Genomic DNA, 15,489 nt, shown 5'->3' with positions numbered 1-15,489 from the left:
TTGGGTAATTGATGAACGAAGGATTGTCAAAGACGGAGGGGCAATGTTCAAGGCTGTTTCAGTGGTGGGTTTCAAGAAATCGGGTAAGACCACTCTTGTGCTCGACCTGGCCCGTGAATTGACGGCGCGGGGACGAAGAGTGGCGGCGGTCAAGTTCACCCATCACGGGCTGGATCTCGATGGCACGGATACGTCCCGTTTTGCGCAGGAGTGCGTCAGCGTTGCAGGCATCGGTCCCAGGACCACTACCTTGCTCTGGAATTCGGCGCGGCAGCTGCAGGACATTTTGCCTCTGCTGGATGCGGACATCGTGCTGGTCGAGGGCGGCAAGTCCCTGACCTGGCTGCCCCGGATCGTGGCCCTTGGCTCCGGGGAAGACGAGTCCATGCTGGACAATGGCCTGGCCCTGGCTTCCTGGGGAACCGGAGCATTGCCCGGAGTGCGCAAGGCCGACTCCGTGGCGGACCTGGCCACACTGGCCGACAGCCGGGCCTTTTCCCTGCCCGGGCTTGATTGCGGAGCATGCGGCAGGGAGTCCTGCCTCGCACTGGCGCGGGAAATCGTGACCGGCAAGGCCGACGCGGATTTCTGCGTGGCCATGCACGCCAAACTCTGCATCCGGATTGGAGGCAGGCGTCTGGCACTGAATCCTTTTCTGGACAGGCTGGTCACGGGAACCATTCGCGGACTTTTGACCGAGCTCAAGGGCAATGTGCCTGGGCAGAAGGTTGAAATCATCCTGGAATAAACCCGCGAGCAAATGGCGAGGAGAATTCATGCGCAGAGACCCGGCTGAATACGACCGGATCATGGCCATGGGCAGGTGGCTCCTGAATTTTGTGCTCATCGGCGTGGTCAGCGGCTTGGGGGCGGTACTTTTTCATCTATTGTGCGAAGGCGGCAATTTTCTGTTCATGGACATGCTGGCCGGCTACCATCCGCCTGCACCGGCGGGTGAGCGGCATCTGCTGCCCAGTTCAGGGAACGAGTTCAACAGGTACATGCTCCTCGTGCTCCCGGCTTTGGGCGGCCTGGTCAGCGGCTGGCTGGTGTACACGTTTGCGCCGGAAGCCGAAGGGCACGGCACGGACGGCGCCATCGACGCATACCACCGCAAGGCAGGGCACATTCGCGGGCGCGTGCCCATCATCAAGACCCTGGCCTCAGCCATAACCCTGACCTCCGGAGGCTCGGGGGGGCGCGAAGGCCCCATTGCCCAGATCGGGGCCGGTTTCGGATCTTTCCTGGCTACGCGGCTGAAGCTTTCGGACCGGGACCGGCGCATCATGCTGGCTGCGGGCATGGCCGCCGGAGTGGGCAGCATTTTCAGGGCACCTCTGGCCGGGGCGCTGTTCGCGGCCGAGGTGCTGTATCGCGATCCTGAAATAGAGGGGGATGTGATCATCCCTGCCGGCCTGTCCTCGGTGGTGGCGTACTGCATTTTCTGCATGTTTTTCGGCTGGGGGAATCTTTTCAGGGCTCCGCATATGGAGTTCTCCAACCCCCTGGCGCTGGGTCCGTATACGGTTCTGGCCGTTGTTCTGGCCGGCGTGGGCTGGCTTTACGTGACCAGCTTTCATCGCATCACCGCCTTTTTCAGATCGCTGCGCATGCCCCGGCACCTGCGCCCCGCCCTCGGGGGGCTTGCCGTGGGAGTGATCGGCTTCTGGCTGCCCCAGACCCTGGGGTTCGGGTACGGTTTCGTGCAGATGGCCCTGGATGGCGACGCGTCGCTATGGCTGCTGGGGACGGTCTGTTTCGGCAAGATTCTGACCACTTCGCTGACCATCGGTTCCGGCGGTTCTGGCGGCGTGTTTGGTCCTTCCGTGGTGATCGGCGGCGCCGCCGGGGCGCTGGTCGGGATTTTCTTTCATCATTTCATGCCCTCGGTGGTTCCGCAGCCCGCGGCCTTCGTGCTGGTGGGAATGGCCGGATTTTTCACAGGAGTGTCCAACACTCCCATTTCAACCATCATCTTCATCAGCGAGATGAGCAATTCCTACCAGTTGCTGTTGCCGAGCCTGCTGGTCTGTTCCCTGACCTACCTTTTGTCCAAGCGCTGGACCATCTACACGTCGCAGGTGGACGGGCCTGTCGATTCTCCCGCGCATGCCGGGACGCTCTTCGTCGATGTGCTGCAGAAGCTTAAAGTAAAGGAATTGCAGGACCGCCTTACGCCGCCCTGTCTCATTCCGCAGAATATGACCCTGGCCCGCTTCAAGGAACGTTTTTGCACCACCAAGGAACACTATTTTCCCGTGGTGAATGGCGACGAACGCATGGTCGGGATCTTCTCCGTCAATGATGTACGCGAGTTTCTTTTTGAACCGGGTCTTGACTCCCTGGTGGTCATGTCGGAATTGGGTACTAAGGGCGTCATATCCACCACGCTTGACGAGGACCTCAATTCCGTTCTTTCCAAGGTGACGGTGAAGAATATTGACTCCATACCGGTGGTTCGGGATGATGACCCCGCTATTGTGCTGGGCATGCTCAGCAGGAGGACCATCATCGACTTTTACAACAGGCGTCTGGGCGCGCTTCGCCAGCGCAAGGAAAAGGGGTGACCATGCAGATACGGATCAAATGTTTTGCGACGCTCAGCGACCATACGCCGCAAGGCGGCAGCCTGCAGTTGCCCGACGGCGCGACGGTGATGGACGCCATGACCCTGGTCGGGCTCAAGGAGGCGGATGTGAAGCTGATCTTCGTCAACAGCAAGAGCGCGGGGCTCGATACCGTGCTGGCCGATGACGATCAGCTGGGCATTTTTCCGGCGGTGGGCGGGGGATGAGCGATTCGTTTGCGCGCGGCCTTGAGCGGGTAAGCGGCCATGACGCCCAGCGGCGGGTGCGCACCGTGTCGTTGGCGGAGCTTGGCGCGTTGTGCGAACGCGAGGGCATGACGCCGGCCCAGGGAGGGCGGCAGGCTCTGGCGCATGACGTCACGCCCTTGCCGCTACTCAAGAGCAGGCACGGCATCAGCCGGTCCGAACAGCTAGCGCTCATGGACTCGGCCGTGCTGCTGGTCGGGGCCGGAGGGCTGGGCGGGTATGTGCTTGAACTGCTGGCCCGGTTCGGCGTGGGGCACATAGTCGTTGCAGACGGCGATGTTTTCGAAGAGAGCAATCTCAACAGGCAATTGCTCTCCAGCGTGGCGGATCTGGGCCGCAACAAGGCCAGGGTCGCGGTGGAGCGGGCGGCGCGCATTGCACCCTTGGTGGAAGTGCGGGCGCTTGAGATGTTTCTGGACCGAAGCAATCTGCCCCAGGCCCTGCAAGGGATCGGGGTGGTCGTCGATGCACTGGGCGGGATAGAGCCGCGTATCGCACTGCACGATGTGGCGCTGGGTCTTGGAATTCCGGTCGTGGCCGCAGCCGTGGCCGGATGGACGGTGGTGGTGGGCAGCGAGACTAAAGCGCGCCGGGGCATCTCGCGCATGTGGTCCGATCCCGGCGCTTCGGACGCGGAGCACACCCTGGGCAGCCTGGCCCCGGCGGTTTCGCTGGCAGCGGCGCTCATGGCGGCTGAAACCTCCCGCTATCTGCTCAAGGGCGAGCTTCAGTTGGCCGGGCGCATGCTGCACGCCGATCTGGCCTCCTTTTCTTTTGAAATCTATGATCTTGAATAAGATACGAGACAATGAGATGAATACAATCGTTTTGGCGACGAACAACGCGGGCAAGATCCGAGAATTGGCGGCCATGCTGGCCGAACAGGTGCCTGATATCCGGGTTCTTGGACTGTCCGATTTCCCCATGATCAAGGACATCCCCGAGACGGGAGTGACTTTCGAGGAAAACGCGCGCATCAAGGCCGTGGCTGTGGCCCAGGCAACGGGGCTGGTGGCCGTGGCCGACGACTCCGGCTTGGCCGTGGACGCTCTTGGCGGTGCTCCGGGTGTTTATTCCGCCCGTTACAGCGGCGAGGGCGCAACGGACGAAAAGAACGTGGTCAAGCTGCTTGATGCTTTGGCGGGCGTGCCGGATGCCGAACGGGGCTGCCATTTCGCCTGCGTCATGCTGGCCGCCACCCCTGGCGGAGAGGAATTGATCGGTCGGGGAGCCTGGCAGGGCCGCGTGACCTGGGCGCCTTCGGGCAGCGGCGGCTTCGGGTATGACCCTGTATTTTTCGACGAGACCTTGGGTGTGACGGCGGCACAAATGGAAGCGCAGGTCAAGAATGCGCGCAGTCATCGCGGCCTTGCCCTGCGGGATCTGCTGCGCGGCTGGCCCGAATTCTGGAAAAAAGCTCAGCTGGAACTGGAGAAATAAGCATGTGCGGAATCATCGGATATACGGGGCATCGTCCGGCCATTCCGGCCATTGTCGAAGGGCTGCGACGCCTGGAATACAGGGGTTATGATTCGGCCGGGGTGGCTTACGAAGAGCCGCAGGGGCTGCGTGTCATCCGCGCCGAAGGCAAGCTCGGGGCCTTGGACCAGAAGATCGCGGGGCTGGACACGGCCTCTTCCGTCTGCGGCATAGGGCACACCCGCTGGGCCACCCACGGGCTGCCCGTGGAGCGCAACGCCCATCCGCACATGGATGGGGACTGTCGGTTCGCCCTGGTCCATAACGGGATCATCGAGAACTACGCCGAACTCAAGGCCGAGCTCATGGCCGAGGGGCATGTCTTCATGTCCGAGACGGACACCGAGGTGCTGGTGCACGTCATCGCCAAGGGCGTCGATCTGACCGGCGACGTGCGCCGCGGCATCTCCTGGGCGCTTTCCCGGATAGACGGAGCCTACGCCTTCGCCCTGCTTTCGCGCGAGCATCCCGGAAAGATCTGGGCCAGCCGCAAGGCCAGCCCGCTGTTGATGGGCATCGGAACCGGCGAGAACTTCCTGGCTTCCGACATTCCGGCCTTCCTGCCGTACACCCGAGAGGTGGTTTTTCTGGACAACGGCGAGCTGGTGGAGATCGACGCCGGTTCCTGGCAGGTTTTCGATTCCTTGACTCTTGAGCCCAAGACCAAGGAAGTGAAGCACATCTCCTGGGATGTGCAGGCCGCCCAGAAGGATGGCTTCAAGCATTTCATGCTCAAGGAGATCTTCGAGCAGCCCAAGGTCATCCGCGACTGCCTGACCGGGCGCATCCAGAAGGGCCGGGTCGTGCTGCCCGAGCTCGATGCGCTGGACATCCCCGGCCGCCTGACCATAGTGGCCTGCGGAACCTCATATCATGCCGGGTTGTGGGCCAAGTATCTGCTTGAATCCTGGGCCCGCATCCCCGTGCAGGTCGAGATCGCCTCGGAGTTCCGCTACCGCGACAGCGTCTTTCTGCCCGGCGACCTGGTCCTGACCATCAGCCAGTCCGGCGAGACCGCCGACACCCTGGCCGCCATCCGCATCGCCCGCGAGGCGGGAGCGCCCATCCTCGGCCTGTGCAACGTGGTCGGGTCTTCCATCGCGCGCGAGTCCGACTCGGTCGTGTACACCCAGGCCGGACCCGAGATCAGCGTAGCCTCGACCAAGGCCATGTGCAGCCAGATGGTCCTGTTGCTGCTCATGACCCTGTCCTGGGGCGTGCGCAAAGGCGTGCTGCAGGGTGACATCCTGGAGCGCTGTCTACACGATCTGCCCCTGCTCCCCGATCAGCTGGAGGCGGAACTGTCCACCATCCGCGAGAAGGCCAAGGCCTTGAGCCAGGATTACGCCGACGCCCGCAGCTTCTTTTTTCTGGGGCGCGGACTGAACTTTCCCCTGGCCCTTGAGGGTGCGCTGAAACTTAAAGAGATTTCCTACATCCACGCGGAAGGGTACGCCTCCGGCGAGATGAAGCATGGCCCCATCGCTCTCATCGACCAGCATTTCCCGACCTTCGCCATGGCGCTGGGCGACGAGTTGCTGCAAAAGGTGGCCTCGAACCTGCAAGAAGTGCAGGCCCGGGGCGGACGGATCATCGCCCTGGTCAACCCCGGGGCCGCGCCTGCCGTCGAGGACCCATGGGTCCTGCCGAACATGTGGGGCCCGCTGAAGAGTTTTCTGGTGCTGCCGGCAGTGCAGCTTTTCGCTTATGAAATGGCCGTCTACCTGGGCAAGGACGTGGACCAGCCCCGGAATTTGGCCAAATCCGTGACTGTGGAGTAGTCTACCTATAACAAACCGTTTTCAAGGATTATCATGTAATTTCAAAGCGGTAGTTGCCACCAGAACGCTTTCGATCAACAGACTCGCAGGCGGGCAAGATTACAGACTACAACTGATCAACGAGCTATTCACAAAGGGCTATTCCGACACCGGGATAGCCCTTTTTCTTAATAATCTCGGGATAATGTCTCAGAGCGGTCGCCAATATTACCCGAAACTAGTGAACATGACACGCAAGAAATACGACATAAGAAACATCCGGATGAACGATTATAGGATACAGTTTTTGGATTATGAGTGGGGCATAGCTGTATGACTATCTATTGATTCAACTTCTCTTCTAAAAATTCATTTATAGACGCAATAAATATCTATGAAATCAAATCAGAAAAGGAGTACTTATGAATCAATACGATCTAAAGAAAGAAATATCTGCATCAGGTAATCACATTCTGTCTGGAGTATTTTCATTATTCCAGAAGAGCTTACAGCAAGAATGTGCAAGTTTTATCAGGCAGGTTGAAGCAGATGCGAAAAGACTGAAGAAAGGAAAAATTATTCTGGTAGCGATAATCAAAGAAGACTGAAAAAAGAGTTCAAAAATGGAAAAACTAATTTTAGAATATATTATGTACAGGCTAAATGAAAAAGAACTGGCGGAAGATGAAAAATATAAACTATGTTATATCGCAGACTTGATACTAGACATGCATGTCATAGAGAACCAGTGAAGTCTGAGAATATTCGAATCATGCTGAGGACTTCAAGAAAGAGACTAGAAGTCTTCAGTGCGTTGGCAGACATGGAAGGCATTGATCGAGATCAGGCAGTGAATGATGCGATCTTTGAGTGGGCACAGGATCGAGTGGAGAGCACGATGGAGAGGCGACTGAGGGAGATCTTCTATGATGATTAGTGGCAGTCACCGATCAGGATCAACTCGCCCAGACTGAACTGGCGGACCGTGATCGTGATGAGTGGAAACAATAGGTGTATTAGAGAGTGATGACGAAGGCGTTGTCAGAAGGTGACTGAAAAATGAGAAAATCGGCAGGGTGCTCGGCAAAATTCAAAAGAAGACCTGCCCCCTTTTCTTCCGTAAAAAACCAGCTTCATGAACACGAATGCATCGTTCATGAAGCTGATTCATTTGGAAATCTGCGCGACAAATGCCGTTTGTTGCGCTACGGGATAGCTAAACGCGAGTTCATAGTGGAAATTGAATATCTAACTAGTAACTAGAAAGTACAATTAGCACTATTATCTAGAATTCCAGCTGTCATACTTATTCCGTAATATTTATCATTAAGAGCAGCCGTCGTCCCGTCAGTTTCTACTTCTTCGTCTACATCTGCAATTGCATTAATCTTTTCGCCAACAACGAAAGTTCCATTTGCAGTTGTGGATACAAAAATATTTTCTAGCTTGTTACCAGGTATTTCAGCAAAACATTCAAGGCTAAATCTGGATGAATTCAATGCATACTGTGCACCCACTTCAGACATGCAGTTACGCAAATCAGACTCGCAAGCCGACTTTGATGCATTTCTCTTATACTTCGTAAACTGCGGAATCGCGATCGCTGCCAAGATGCCAATAATCGCCACGACGATCAAAAGTTCGACCAGGGTGAAACCTTTCTCATTCTTCCTGAACATGCCCATACATACCTCCCAAAATTGTTATAAATCCACGCTTGTGAGGAGCCTCTATCACTATCCGTGCCAAGTTGTCTCGTGCTTTTTTACGGGCACTTACAGCACACACAAAGGTCTAGGGCTAGCTCAGTTGACAATATTTGTCACATAGATGCCAAGACTTGTCAGGCTAATTCATTGCTTGGCTAGGTTGGTCTAACAACAGCATTGCATCTCGACTCAACTTGAAGTAAAAAAAGGTCAGTCACGACGCTCTTCCATGCTTGTAACCGGTTCGAGTTGTCGTGATTAAACGTGATCTGTGCTGGGTTGCACGGTCACGCCGTTTTTTATATCAAGATTTGATAAAAGACAAGGTGGTGTAACTGGATATAGACATAAAAGAGTGTACAAAATCAATTATAGAACTTGAAGCGAATAAAATCATCAATAAAAGAACACAGGATGAGACTGAACAAATTATACTAAAAGTTGAGAAAGCGCGCATAGACATGGAAGCAGAAAGAGAATCGCTTATAAACAATCTGGAAATATGTCACAAAAAAGAAGGTTTTCTCTCGTACATGGCAGAACTGAAAGAATCACTATGTGAAAATCAAGAACTAACTCTGGAAGAGAAGAGGAACATTCTGTCTAATGTGATTGAAAGCATTCACGTCAGGACTCTGGACAAACAACAACACGAACTTACAGTGAATTTTCACCTTGCTTATGCAACCGACTCAAATTACGAGAAGGTTCTTGAGAACTCATTTTTGAAAACGTCTTCAGCTTGGAGAAGTCACTGCGACACTCACGGAACGGGAGACACTTCAGACGCTTCTCAAACTCTAACTTCTGGAAATTATAGCAAATGTATTTCTTCACCGTGGAATAAGGATGTCTTTACGAAAACCGCTTGAAATCGTTTTTGCCCTGGTGCTGGTGCTTGGGTTTGCCTGCGTTGCCCTGGCTTCGGCCAAGAGCGAGTATACGCGCGGGGTCAGCGCCTTCAATTCATTGCTGGCCAACGAAAAAAGGGCCGGGCTGCGGGCGGAGTGGGAAGCGGTCATGAAGCCGTTTTTGCGCTCTCTTGGGGCTGATCCCAAAAGCGAGTATGCGCCCCGCTCCATGTTTTTTCTCGGCAGATGCTATGAGGAACTGGCCCGTCGTTCTTTTTCCCGGACCGACCGGCTCAAGGCGCTCGAAGCCTACGACCGCATGCTCGCCGTGTACAAGACGCATGGCTGGGCCGATGACGCCCTTTTTCGCATGGGGCTGGTCTGGCTGGAACAGTTCAAGGATTCCGCTCGGGCAGCCAGGGTTTTACAGGCCGTCATCGACGACTACCCCAAAGGCGACAAGGTCTCCGAGGCTCGCGAGCTCCTGGCGCGAATTCAGGGCGGTGGACCTGCAAGGCCCGAGGCAGCCGTTCAGGCCAAGCCCGAACAGACAAAGCCCGAGCAGCCAAAGTCCGCAGGGACAAAACCTGCGGAGATTCCGAAGCAGGCCGCTGTTCCGGCGGCAAAGCTCAAGGACGGGCTGACCCTGCTTGGCATCCGCCATTGGTCCAGCCCGGATTATACCCGGGTGGTCATGGATATCACCCAGGATGCGCACTATGAACGCGCGCTCGTGGAGAAGGCCAAAAACGGCAACAAGCAGTTGCAGATCACGTTGCAGCAGGCCGGTATCGCGGCCGATGTCATGCCCGTGCGCAGCATCGAGGACGGAATTCTTTCCAAGATTCAGGTTGCTCCAGATCCGGCTGGAGGAGCGCTCATCACCTTCGATCTGATGGCTATGGATCACTACCGGGTTTTTACCCTGCCGGAGCCGTACCGCGTGGTTATCGACATCTACGGCGCTGCCGGAGGGACTGCTCAAAAATCTCAAGCCGTCGCCGCCGCATCGGACGCGGAGGTGGACCATGTGCAGGCGGCTCTGGCCGAGTTGCAGGCAAAGCAGGCACAGCCTGCCACCCCCAAGAAGGACGCCACGATAAAGCAGACCGGCAAGATTCCGGCGACCAAGAGCACGGCCGCGAAAAGCAAGCCCCCCGTTCAGACGGCGGCCAAGGGGACCACCCCCCCGGCGGCCAAGACGCCGGAGATCAAGGTCAGTTCGACGCAGAAAAAATATACCGGCTCCCTGGTCGAACAGCTCGGACTGAAAGTCCGCACCATCATGATCGACGCCGGACACGGCGGCAAGGACCCCGGCGCAGTGGCCAACGGTCTTCATGAAAAAAAGCTCAATTTGCGCATGGCCAAGATTCTGGGGGAGATGCTCAAGGAGCAGGGCTTCGAGGTGCATTATACGCGCACTGGGGACACGTTCATCCCTCTGGAGGAGCGCACCGCCATGGCCAACGCCAAGAACGCGGACCTGTTCATTTCCATCCACTGCAACGCCCACAAGGACAAGACAGTCAACGGTCTTGAGGTCTACTACCTGAACCTGGCCACCGACGCACAGGCCGTACGTGTCGCGGCCCGTGAAAACGGCGTGTCCGCCAAGAAGATCAGCGACATGCAGTTCATTCTCTCGGATCTCATGCTCAACTCCAAGATCAACGAGTCGCGGCAGATGGCGGCCCTTGTCGAAGAGGAGACCTTGCGAATCATGCGTCCCAAGTATTCACTGTCCAGTCATGGTTCGAAGGGTGCTTTTTTCTACGTCCTGACCGGGGCGCGCATGCCGTCCATTCTGGTGGAGCTCGGCTACCTGACCAATGCCAAGGAGGCGGGCAGACTCAACACGGATGCCTATCTCAAAACCATGGCTCAAGGGCTGACGCGCGGGGTGCTGGCGTACAAAAAGAAACTGGAACGATTTGCCCTCAACTCATCGGGCAAATCCTGAAGAATCGTTTCCGGCGAGATCTTTGCCGCCCATGCTCCGTATTGGGGTTGGGCGGTCTTTTTTTAACAATTTGCAGCGGAGTCACGTGTCATGGTTTTTCCCCTCGGTTCGGTGATCAACGCGCTGGCCATTTTGGCTGGTGGCGCTTTGGGGCTGCTTTTGCATGGCCGTTTGCCCGAAAAAATGCGGCAGGTCGTTTTTCAGGGCCTCGGGCTTTGCGTTCTGGTCATCGGCATGCAGATGGCTCTGCAGGGAAAGAACGGATTGCTTGTGGTCCTTAGCGTCCTCATCGGCGGGGTGGTGGGCGAGGCCCTGCGGCTCGAAGACCGATTCGCGGGCCTGGCCGGGAAACTCAAGGGGCTGGTGCGCTCAAACAACACCCGCTTCGTGGACGGCATGGTCAACGCGTCCCTGATCTACTGCATCGGCGCCATGGCCATTCTCGGTTCGTTTGATGAAGGCATTCGTGGCGACCACTCGATCCTTTTCACCAAGGCGCTTTTGGACGGATTCGCCTCCATCGCCCTGGCTTCGACCTACGGGGCGGGGGTGCTCTTTTCCGCCTTGCCGGTCCTTGTCTACCAGGGCCTTTTGACCCTTTTCGCCGGTTCCTTTCAGTCATATTTTTCGGATTACCTCATCGCCCAGCTCACGGCCACAGGCGGGACCCTGATCCTTGGCATAGGCATCAATTTGCTGGGGCTGACGGCCATTCGCCTGTCCAGCCTGCTGCCGTCCCTGGTCGTGATCGTCATCCTTTCCATCATTTTTCCGTAAGGGGGAGACGGTCCTTCCTGGCGGAGAAGAGTTTTGCTTTTCAAAGTCTTGCCGATATGTTTAAAAAAGAAAGGTCAGAGTCGGTTTTTTCCGCTCGGGCATGTGTGGAGTCAAATTTTTAACGGTGGGCAGATGGCGACCTCCTCAAGAATTCTTCCAACCGACGTCAGCGGTCGACTGGGTCGCAAGCTGCTGCTCTGGATACTTCTCGGGAGTACCGTGTTCACGGTGCTCGGAACGGTGGTGCAGCTCACTTTTGATTATCGCAACGACAGGGAAGCCATGCTTTCGCAGCTTGAGCAGATCCGCACATCGCGCCTGTCCAGCCTGACCAGCGCCCTGTGGCATCTGGACGAGGTGCAGATTCTGGTTCAGCTCGAAGGGGTTCTGGAGATGCGCGACATGATGTACGCCGAGGTCATCACTCCAGAGGGGATACGGCATTTTCGCGGCGTGCAGGCCGAGGAAAAGAACCTGATCGTTCGGAAGTATCCTCTCCAGTACAGGGTGTTGGACCGCATCGACATGATCGGCACCCTCGTCGTGGCCGCCGACAAGAGCGCCCTGTGGCGCAGGCTTCTGGACAAGAGCCTGGTCATCGGCATCACCCAGGGCGTGCAGATCTTCCTGGTGGCCATCCTTGTCGTCTTTATCTTTTACATGCTGGTCACGCGTCATTTGCGTCGAATGGCTCTCTACACTTCCGGGCTGACCATCGACAGGCTGCAGGAGCCGCTTCTGCTGGACAAGTCCTCGAAATGGCCCGACGAGATCGACATCGTGGTTCGCGCCTTCAACGACATGCGCGAAAACCTGCTCCGGGATATCAAGCAAAGGGAAAATGCCGAGAAGAAGCTCAAGGAGGCGGAAGGGTACATCCGCAACATTCTTGATTCGATGCCCTCGATTCTGGTCTCTGTCGATGTGGATGGCCGTATCACCCAGTGGAACCAGCAGGCGGTGCTTAAAACCGGCGTTTCGGTGGAAGATGCCATGGGGCGTCAGGTCGCGGACGTATTTCCCGGGGCTCCGGTCAGCATGGATCAGATCAGGGCGGCGGTGAACACCAACCTTCCGGTCAAGATCCCTAAGGTGCCAAGAATGAATGAAGACGTGGTGACCGAGTATGTGGACGTCACGGTCTATCCCTTGACGACCAACAACGCGCAGGGCGCGGTCATACGCATAGACGACGCCACGGAGCGCGTGCGTCTCGAAGAGATGCTCATCCAGTCGGAGAAGATGATCTCCGTCGGCGGCCTGGCCGCAGGCATGGCCCACGAGATCAACAACCCCCTGGCCGGAATTCTGCAAAACGGGCAGGTCATCCGAAACAGAATTTCCCCCGAGTTGCCCGCGAACAGAAAACTGGCGGAAGAGTTGGGAACGGACATGGAACTGATCAGTGCCTATTTTGAACGTCGCGGCTGCCTGCGCATGATGGATTCGATCATGGATTCGGGCTTGCGGGCCGCGCGGATCGTGGAGAACATGCTTTCTTTCAGTCGCAAGAACAATTTGCGCATGGCCGAGGTCGACATCCCGGCCCTTCTGGACCGCACGCTCGAACTTGCGGCCAATGACTATGATCTCAAAAAGCAGTATGACTTTCGAAAGATCAGGATCGAGCGCGAGTATGAGGAAAATCTGCCGCTGGTGCATTGCGAGGAAAGCAAGATCCAGCAGGTCTTTTTCAACCTGATCCGCAACGGGGCCCAGGCCATGGGTTCCCAGGACCGTCCTCCCTGTTTCATTCTGCGCGTCATGAGCGCCGGCACGGAGGTTCGGATCGAGATCGAGGACAATGGGCCGGGCATGTCCGAAGAGTTGCGCAAGAGGGTTTTCGAACCGTTTTTCACCACCAAGCGGGTGGGGGAAGGCACGGGCCTTGGCCTCTCGGTTTCCTATTTTCTGATAGTTGAAAACCATGGCGGCAGGATCGACGTGGAATCCAGCCCCGGCAAGGGTTCCGTCTTCATCATCCATCTGCCTCTCACTCCGGTGGATAAAACCACCGGCGGAGCTTTATGATGTCGGAGAACACGATCACTCAAAGCACGGTAACGGTGCTCGTTCTGGACGACGAACCGAACATTCGGGAAAGTCTGGCCGAATACCTGATGGACTGCGGTTTTGGCACGCTGACGGCCGAGAGCGCGGAGGACGCCCTTGAACTTCCCGAACTTGGCAATGTTGCGGTGGCGGTGGTGGACATCCGCCTTGGAGGTATCGACGGCCTGGAGTTCATCAAGAGACTGCACGTCATGCATCCTTCCGTGCGCTGTCTGATCCACACAGGCTCCACGGATTTTCAATTGGACAATGAATTGCGGGCCATCGGCCTGACGGAGCGCGAGGTGCTTTTCAAGCCGGTTCTGGACATGGGCATTTTCGAGACCCTCATTCTGGAAAAGGTCGCGGAGGGCAGGTCATGAATCAAGACGGGAAGCCCGTGGTCCTGACCATCGACGACGATCAGGCGGTGCGCGAAAGTCTGGCCAATTTTCTTGAGGATTTCGGATACGGCGTGCTGCAGGCCGGAGACGGTCAGCAGGGCCTCGAAGTCTTTGCGGCCAACCAGCCCGATCTGATTCTGGTGGATCTGCGCATGCCGCGCATGGACGGATTGCAGGTTCTGGCCAAGGTGCAGGAGCTCTCCCCGCAGACGCCCATCATGGTGGTGTCCGGGGCCGGGGACATCCGCGACGTGGTCGAGGCGCTGCGGCGCGGCGCCTGGGATTATCTGGTCAAGCCCATCCAGGATATGAACATCCTGTTGCATTCCGTGGAAACCTGCCTGGAGCGGGCCAGGCTGCAGCGCCAGAACCGGGAGTACCAGCAGAGTCTTGAGGAATCCCTTGAAAAACTTCACCGCACCCAGAAGGAGATGATCCAGTCAGCCAAAATGGCGGCTCTGGGCGATCTGGTTGCCGGGGTCGCACATGAGGTGAACACGCCCATCGGAGTGAGCGTCACGGCGGCGTCCTTCCTGTCCGAACGGACCAGGCAGCTACGGGAATTGTATGGGAAGGGGGAGATGAAGCGTTCGGATCTGGAGAAGTACCTGGCCCTGGCCGAGGAATCTTCCGGATCGGTGCTTTCCAATCTGGAGCGGGCCGCAGAGCTGGTGCAGAGTTTCAAGAAGGTCGCAGCGGATCAGAGTTCCGAAGAAAAACGCGCCTTCGAGATGAAGAATTATCTGGAGCAGATTCTCCTGAGCCTGCGGCCGCAGTTCAAACGCACCCCGCATCAGGTGCGTATGCATTGCCCGGAGGGCCTGATCCTTGATTCCTACCCCGGGGCGATCATGCAGATCATGACCAACCTGATCATGAACTCGCTTATTCACGGTTTCGTGGACGGACGGCCCGGGGAGATATCCATCAATGTGGAGCCTGCCGGCGAAAACGTGTTGCTGACCTATCGCGACACGGGCCAGGGCATGGACCGCGAGCAAAAGGAACGGATCTACGATCCGTTTTACACCACCACGCGCGGGTCCGGAGGAACGGGTCTGGGCATGAATATTGTCTACAATTTGGTCACACAGACCTTAAGGGGTTCCATCCTGCTGGAGACCAGTCCCGGGCAGGGCGTCGTATTCATGCTGACGTTGCCCAAGGATCCGGACAGAGCCGCAGCCTTGCCCGACACCCCGTCATAGACCGTCTGTTCCGGCTTGATCCGCGTCCAGGGTTTGCGGCAATGCGGCCACGAAATCCCGGATTTCATCGCGTACCCGCCGGTAGACCGCCAGGATTTCATCTTCATTCGTCATTTCCGCGCACAGGCTCGGAGGATCGTCAAAGCCCCGGTGCACGCGCCTGACCTGCCCTGGAAAGAAGGGACAGGTTTCATTTGCATGTCCGCACAACGTTACCACCACTTCGAAATTTTGGTCCGGCAGTTCGTCCAGGGTTTTGGACGTGTGCCCAGTCATGTCCACTCCGGCCTCTTCCATGACGCGCACGGCATGGGGGTTCATGCCATGGCGCTTGATGCCCGCGGAACATGCTTCAACTTCTCCCTTCTTTAAATGTCTGGCCCAGCCTTCGGCCATCTGGCTGCGGCATGAATTGCCTGTACATAAAAAGAGAATTTTCATGGATTGCTCGCT

General features: G+C 57.0%; 15 protein-coding genes. 13 read left to right on the top strand and 2 right to left on the bottom strand.

The features are described 5' to 3' along the window. Positions 1-43: 43 nt before the first annotated feature. The 7 genes from BMZ40_RS04475 to BMZ40_RS04445 all read left to right on the top strand — a co-directional run bounded on the left by BMZ40_RS04475 (position 44) and on the right by BMZ40_RS04445 (position 6,680). Positions 44-748: a molybdopterin-guanine dinucleotide biosynthesis protein MobB gene (locus tag BMZ40_RS04475; RefSeq protein WP_092372926.1), complete on the top strand. Its 705-nt coding sequence runs from the start codon at positions 44-46 to the stop codon at positions 746-748. Positions 749-776: 28 nt separating this feature from the next. Then, complete coding sequence (locus tag BMZ40_RS04470; RefSeq protein WP_092372925.1) at positions 777-2,567, top strand: chloride channel protein; 1,791 nt, start codon at positions 777-779, stop codon at positions 2,565-2,567. 2 nt (positions 2,568-2,569) lie between these two features. Further along, positions 2,570-2,794 (top strand): MoaD/ThiS family protein, encoded by a 225-nt coding sequence (locus BMZ40_RS04465; protein ID WP_092373132.1) that lies wholly within the window; start codon positions 2,570-2,572, stop codon positions 2,792-2,794. Continuing rightward, the gene (locus tag BMZ40_RS04460) at positions 2,791-3,630 is read left to right on the top strand and encodes a HesA/MoeB/ThiF family protein (protein WP_143075536.1); all 840 of its coding nucleotides are present in this window, start codon (positions 2,791-2,793) and stop codon (positions 3,628-3,630) included. Before BMZ40_RS04465 ends, BMZ40_RS04460 begins: the two co-directional genes overlap by 4 nt. Before the next feature lie 16 nt (positions 3,631-3,646). Continuing rightward, positions 3,647-4,273: an RdgB/HAM1 family non-canonical purine NTP pyrophosphatase gene (gene rdgB / locus BMZ40_RS04455; protein ID WP_092372924.1), complete on the top strand. Its 627-nt coding sequence runs from the start codon at positions 3,647-3,649 to the stop codon at positions 4,271-4,273. 2 nt (positions 4,274-4,275) lie between these two features. Next, the gene (glmS, locus tag BMZ40_RS04450; protein ID WP_092372923.1) at positions 4,276-6,093 is read left to right on the top strand and encodes a glutamine--fructose-6-phosphate transaminase (isomerizing); all 1,818 of its coding nucleotides are present in this window, start codon (positions 4,276-4,278) and stop codon (positions 6,091-6,093) included. A gap of 401 nt (positions 6,094-6,494) precedes the next feature. Further along, entirely contained in the window at positions 6,495-6,680 is a 186-nt protein-coding gene (locus tag BMZ40_RS04445; RefSeq protein WP_092372922.1) for a hypothetical protein, read from the top strand. Positions 6,681-7,331: 651 nt separating this feature from the next. On the opposite strand, the gene BMZ40_RS20030 is transcribed toward BMZ40_RS04445, so the two are convergent. Continuing rightward, positions 7,332-7,757 (bottom strand): prepilin-type N-terminal cleavage/methylation domain-containing protein, encoded by a 426-nt coding sequence (locus BMZ40_RS20030; protein WP_281243771.1) that lies wholly within the window; start codon positions 7,755-7,757, stop codon positions 7,332-7,334. Positions 7,758-8,242: 485 nt separating this feature from the next. Between BMZ40_RS20030 and BMZ40_RS19105 the strand changes: the two genes are divergently transcribed. The 6 genes from BMZ40_RS19105 to BMZ40_RS04410 all read left to right on the top strand — a co-directional run bounded on the left by BMZ40_RS19105 (position 8,243) and on the right by BMZ40_RS04410 (position 15,036). Continuing rightward, positions 8,243-8,653, top strand: a complete 411-nt coding sequence (locus tag BMZ40_RS19105) for a hypothetical protein (RefSeq protein ID WP_177193019.1) — start codon at positions 8,243-8,245, stop codon at positions 8,651-8,653. Further along, positions 8,631-10,595: an N-acetylmuramoyl-L-alanine amidase gene (locus BMZ40_RS04430; RefSeq protein WP_143075534.1), complete on the top strand. Its 1,965-nt coding sequence runs from the start codon at positions 8,631-8,633 to the stop codon at positions 10,593-10,595. Before BMZ40_RS19105 ends, BMZ40_RS04430 begins: the two co-directional genes overlap by 23 nt. A gap of 90 nt (positions 10,596-10,685) precedes the next feature. Continuing rightward, positions 10,686-11,372 (top strand): DUF554 domain-containing protein, encoded by a 687-nt coding sequence (locus tag BMZ40_RS04425; protein ID WP_092372920.1) that lies wholly within the window; start codon positions 10,686-10,688, stop codon positions 11,370-11,372. Positions 11,373-11,504: 132 nt separating this feature from the next. Next, a complete protein-coding gene (locus tag BMZ40_RS04420; protein WP_092372919.1) occupies positions 11,505-13,403 on the top strand; it encodes an ATP-binding protein in 1,899 nt (632 codons plus the stop codon). Beyond that, positions 13,403-13,807, top strand: a complete 405-nt coding sequence (locus BMZ40_RS04415) for a response regulator (protein WP_177193018.1) — start codon at positions 13,403-13,405, stop codon at positions 13,805-13,807. The genes BMZ40_RS04420 and BMZ40_RS04415 overlap by 1 nt, the downstream gene beginning before the upstream one ends. Then, positions 13,804-15,036, top strand: coding sequence for a response regulator (locus BMZ40_RS04410; RefSeq protein WP_092372917.1), 1,233 nt, complete (start codon positions 13,804-13,806; stop codon positions 15,034-15,036). The genes BMZ40_RS04415 and BMZ40_RS04410 overlap by 4 nt, the downstream gene beginning before the upstream one ends. Here the strand turns inward: BMZ40_RS04410 and BMZ40_RS04405 are convergent. Next, on the bottom strand, positions 15,031-15,477 hold the full coding sequence (locus tag BMZ40_RS04405; protein ID WP_092372916.1) for an arsenate reductase ArsC: 447 nt from the start codon (positions 15,475-15,477) through the stop codon (positions 15,031-15,033). The two genes, BMZ40_RS04410 and BMZ40_RS04405, sit on opposite strands and share 6 nt — an antisense overlap. Between the last annotated feature and the right edge of the window lie 12 nt (positions 15,478-15,489).

Origin of the sequence: Desulfomicrobium apsheronum, from assembly GCF_900114115.1 — a bacterium.
In the GTDB taxonomy this organism is placed as follows: domain Bacteria; phylum Desulfobacterota; class Desulfovibrionia; order Desulfovibrionales; family Desulfomicrobiaceae; genus Desulfomicrobium; species Desulfomicrobium apsheronum.
The sequence above is the reverse complement of the archived record's forward strand: the minus strand, read 5'-3'. Positions and strand labels throughout refer to the sequence as shown.

What these genes read in the sequence shown, in the direction of transcription:
- BMZ40_RS04420 (WP_092372919.1), top strand. Translation starts at nt 11,505, where the DNA reads ATGGCGACCTCCTCAAGAATTCTTCCAACCGACGTCAGCGGTCGACTG.
- BMZ40_RS04430 (WP_143075534.1), top strand. Translation starts at nt 8,631, where the DNA reads ATGTCTTTACGAAAACCGCTTGAAATCGTTTTTGCCCTGGTGCTGGTG.
- BMZ40_RS04415 (WP_177193018.1), top strand. Translation starts at nt 13,403, where the DNA reads ATGTCGGAGAACACGATCACTCAAAGCACGGTAACGGTGCTCGTTCTG.
- BMZ40_RS04425 (WP_092372920.1), top strand. Translation starts at nt 10,686, where the DNA reads ATGGTTTTTCCCCTCGGTTCGGTGATCAACGCGCTGGCCATTTTGGCT.
- BMZ40_RS04465 (WP_092373132.1), top strand. Translation starts at nt 2,570, where the DNA reads ATGCAGATACGGATCAAATGTTTTGCGACGCTCAGCGACCATACGCCG.
- BMZ40_RS04445 (WP_092372922.1), top strand. Translation starts at nt 6,495, where the DNA reads ATGAATCAATACGATCTAAAGAAAGAAATATCTGCATCAGGTAATCAC.
- BMZ40_RS20030 (WP_281243771.1), bottom strand. Translation starts at nt 7,757, where the DNA reads ATGGGCATGTTCAGGAAGAATGAGAAAGGTTTCACCCTGGTCGAACTT.
- BMZ40_RS04410 (WP_092372917.1), top strand. Translation starts at nt 13,804, where the DNA reads ATGAATCAAGACGGGAAGCCCGTGGTCCTGACCATCGACGACGATCAG.
- BMZ40_RS04470 (WP_092372925.1), top strand. Translation starts at nt 777, where the DNA reads ATGCGCAGAGACCCGGCTGAATACGACCGGATCATGGCCATGGGCAGG.
- BMZ40_RS04475 (WP_092372926.1), top strand. Translation starts at nt 44, where the DNA reads ATGTTCAAGGCTGTTTCAGTGGTGGGTTTCAAGAAATCGGGTAAGACC.
- BMZ40_RS04460 (WP_143075536.1), top strand. Translation starts at nt 2,791, where the DNA reads ATGAGCGATTCGTTTGCGCGCGGCCTTGAGCGGGTAAGCGGCCATGAC.
- BMZ40_RS19105 (WP_177193019.1), top strand. Translation starts at nt 8,243, where the DNA reads ATGGAAGCAGAAAGAGAATCGCTTATAAACAATCTGGAAATATGTCAC.
- BMZ40_RS04405 (WP_092372916.1), bottom strand. Translation starts at nt 15,477, where the DNA reads ATGAAAATTCTCTTTTTATGTACAGGCAATTCATGCCGCAGCCAGATG.
- glmS (WP_092372923.1), top strand. Translation starts at nt 4,276, where the DNA reads ATGTGCGGAATCATCGGATATACGGGGCATCGTCCGGCCATTCCGGCC.
- rdgB (WP_092372924.1), top strand. Translation starts at nt 3,647, where the DNA reads ATGAATACAATCGTTTTGGCGACGAACAACGCGGGCAAGATCCGAGAA.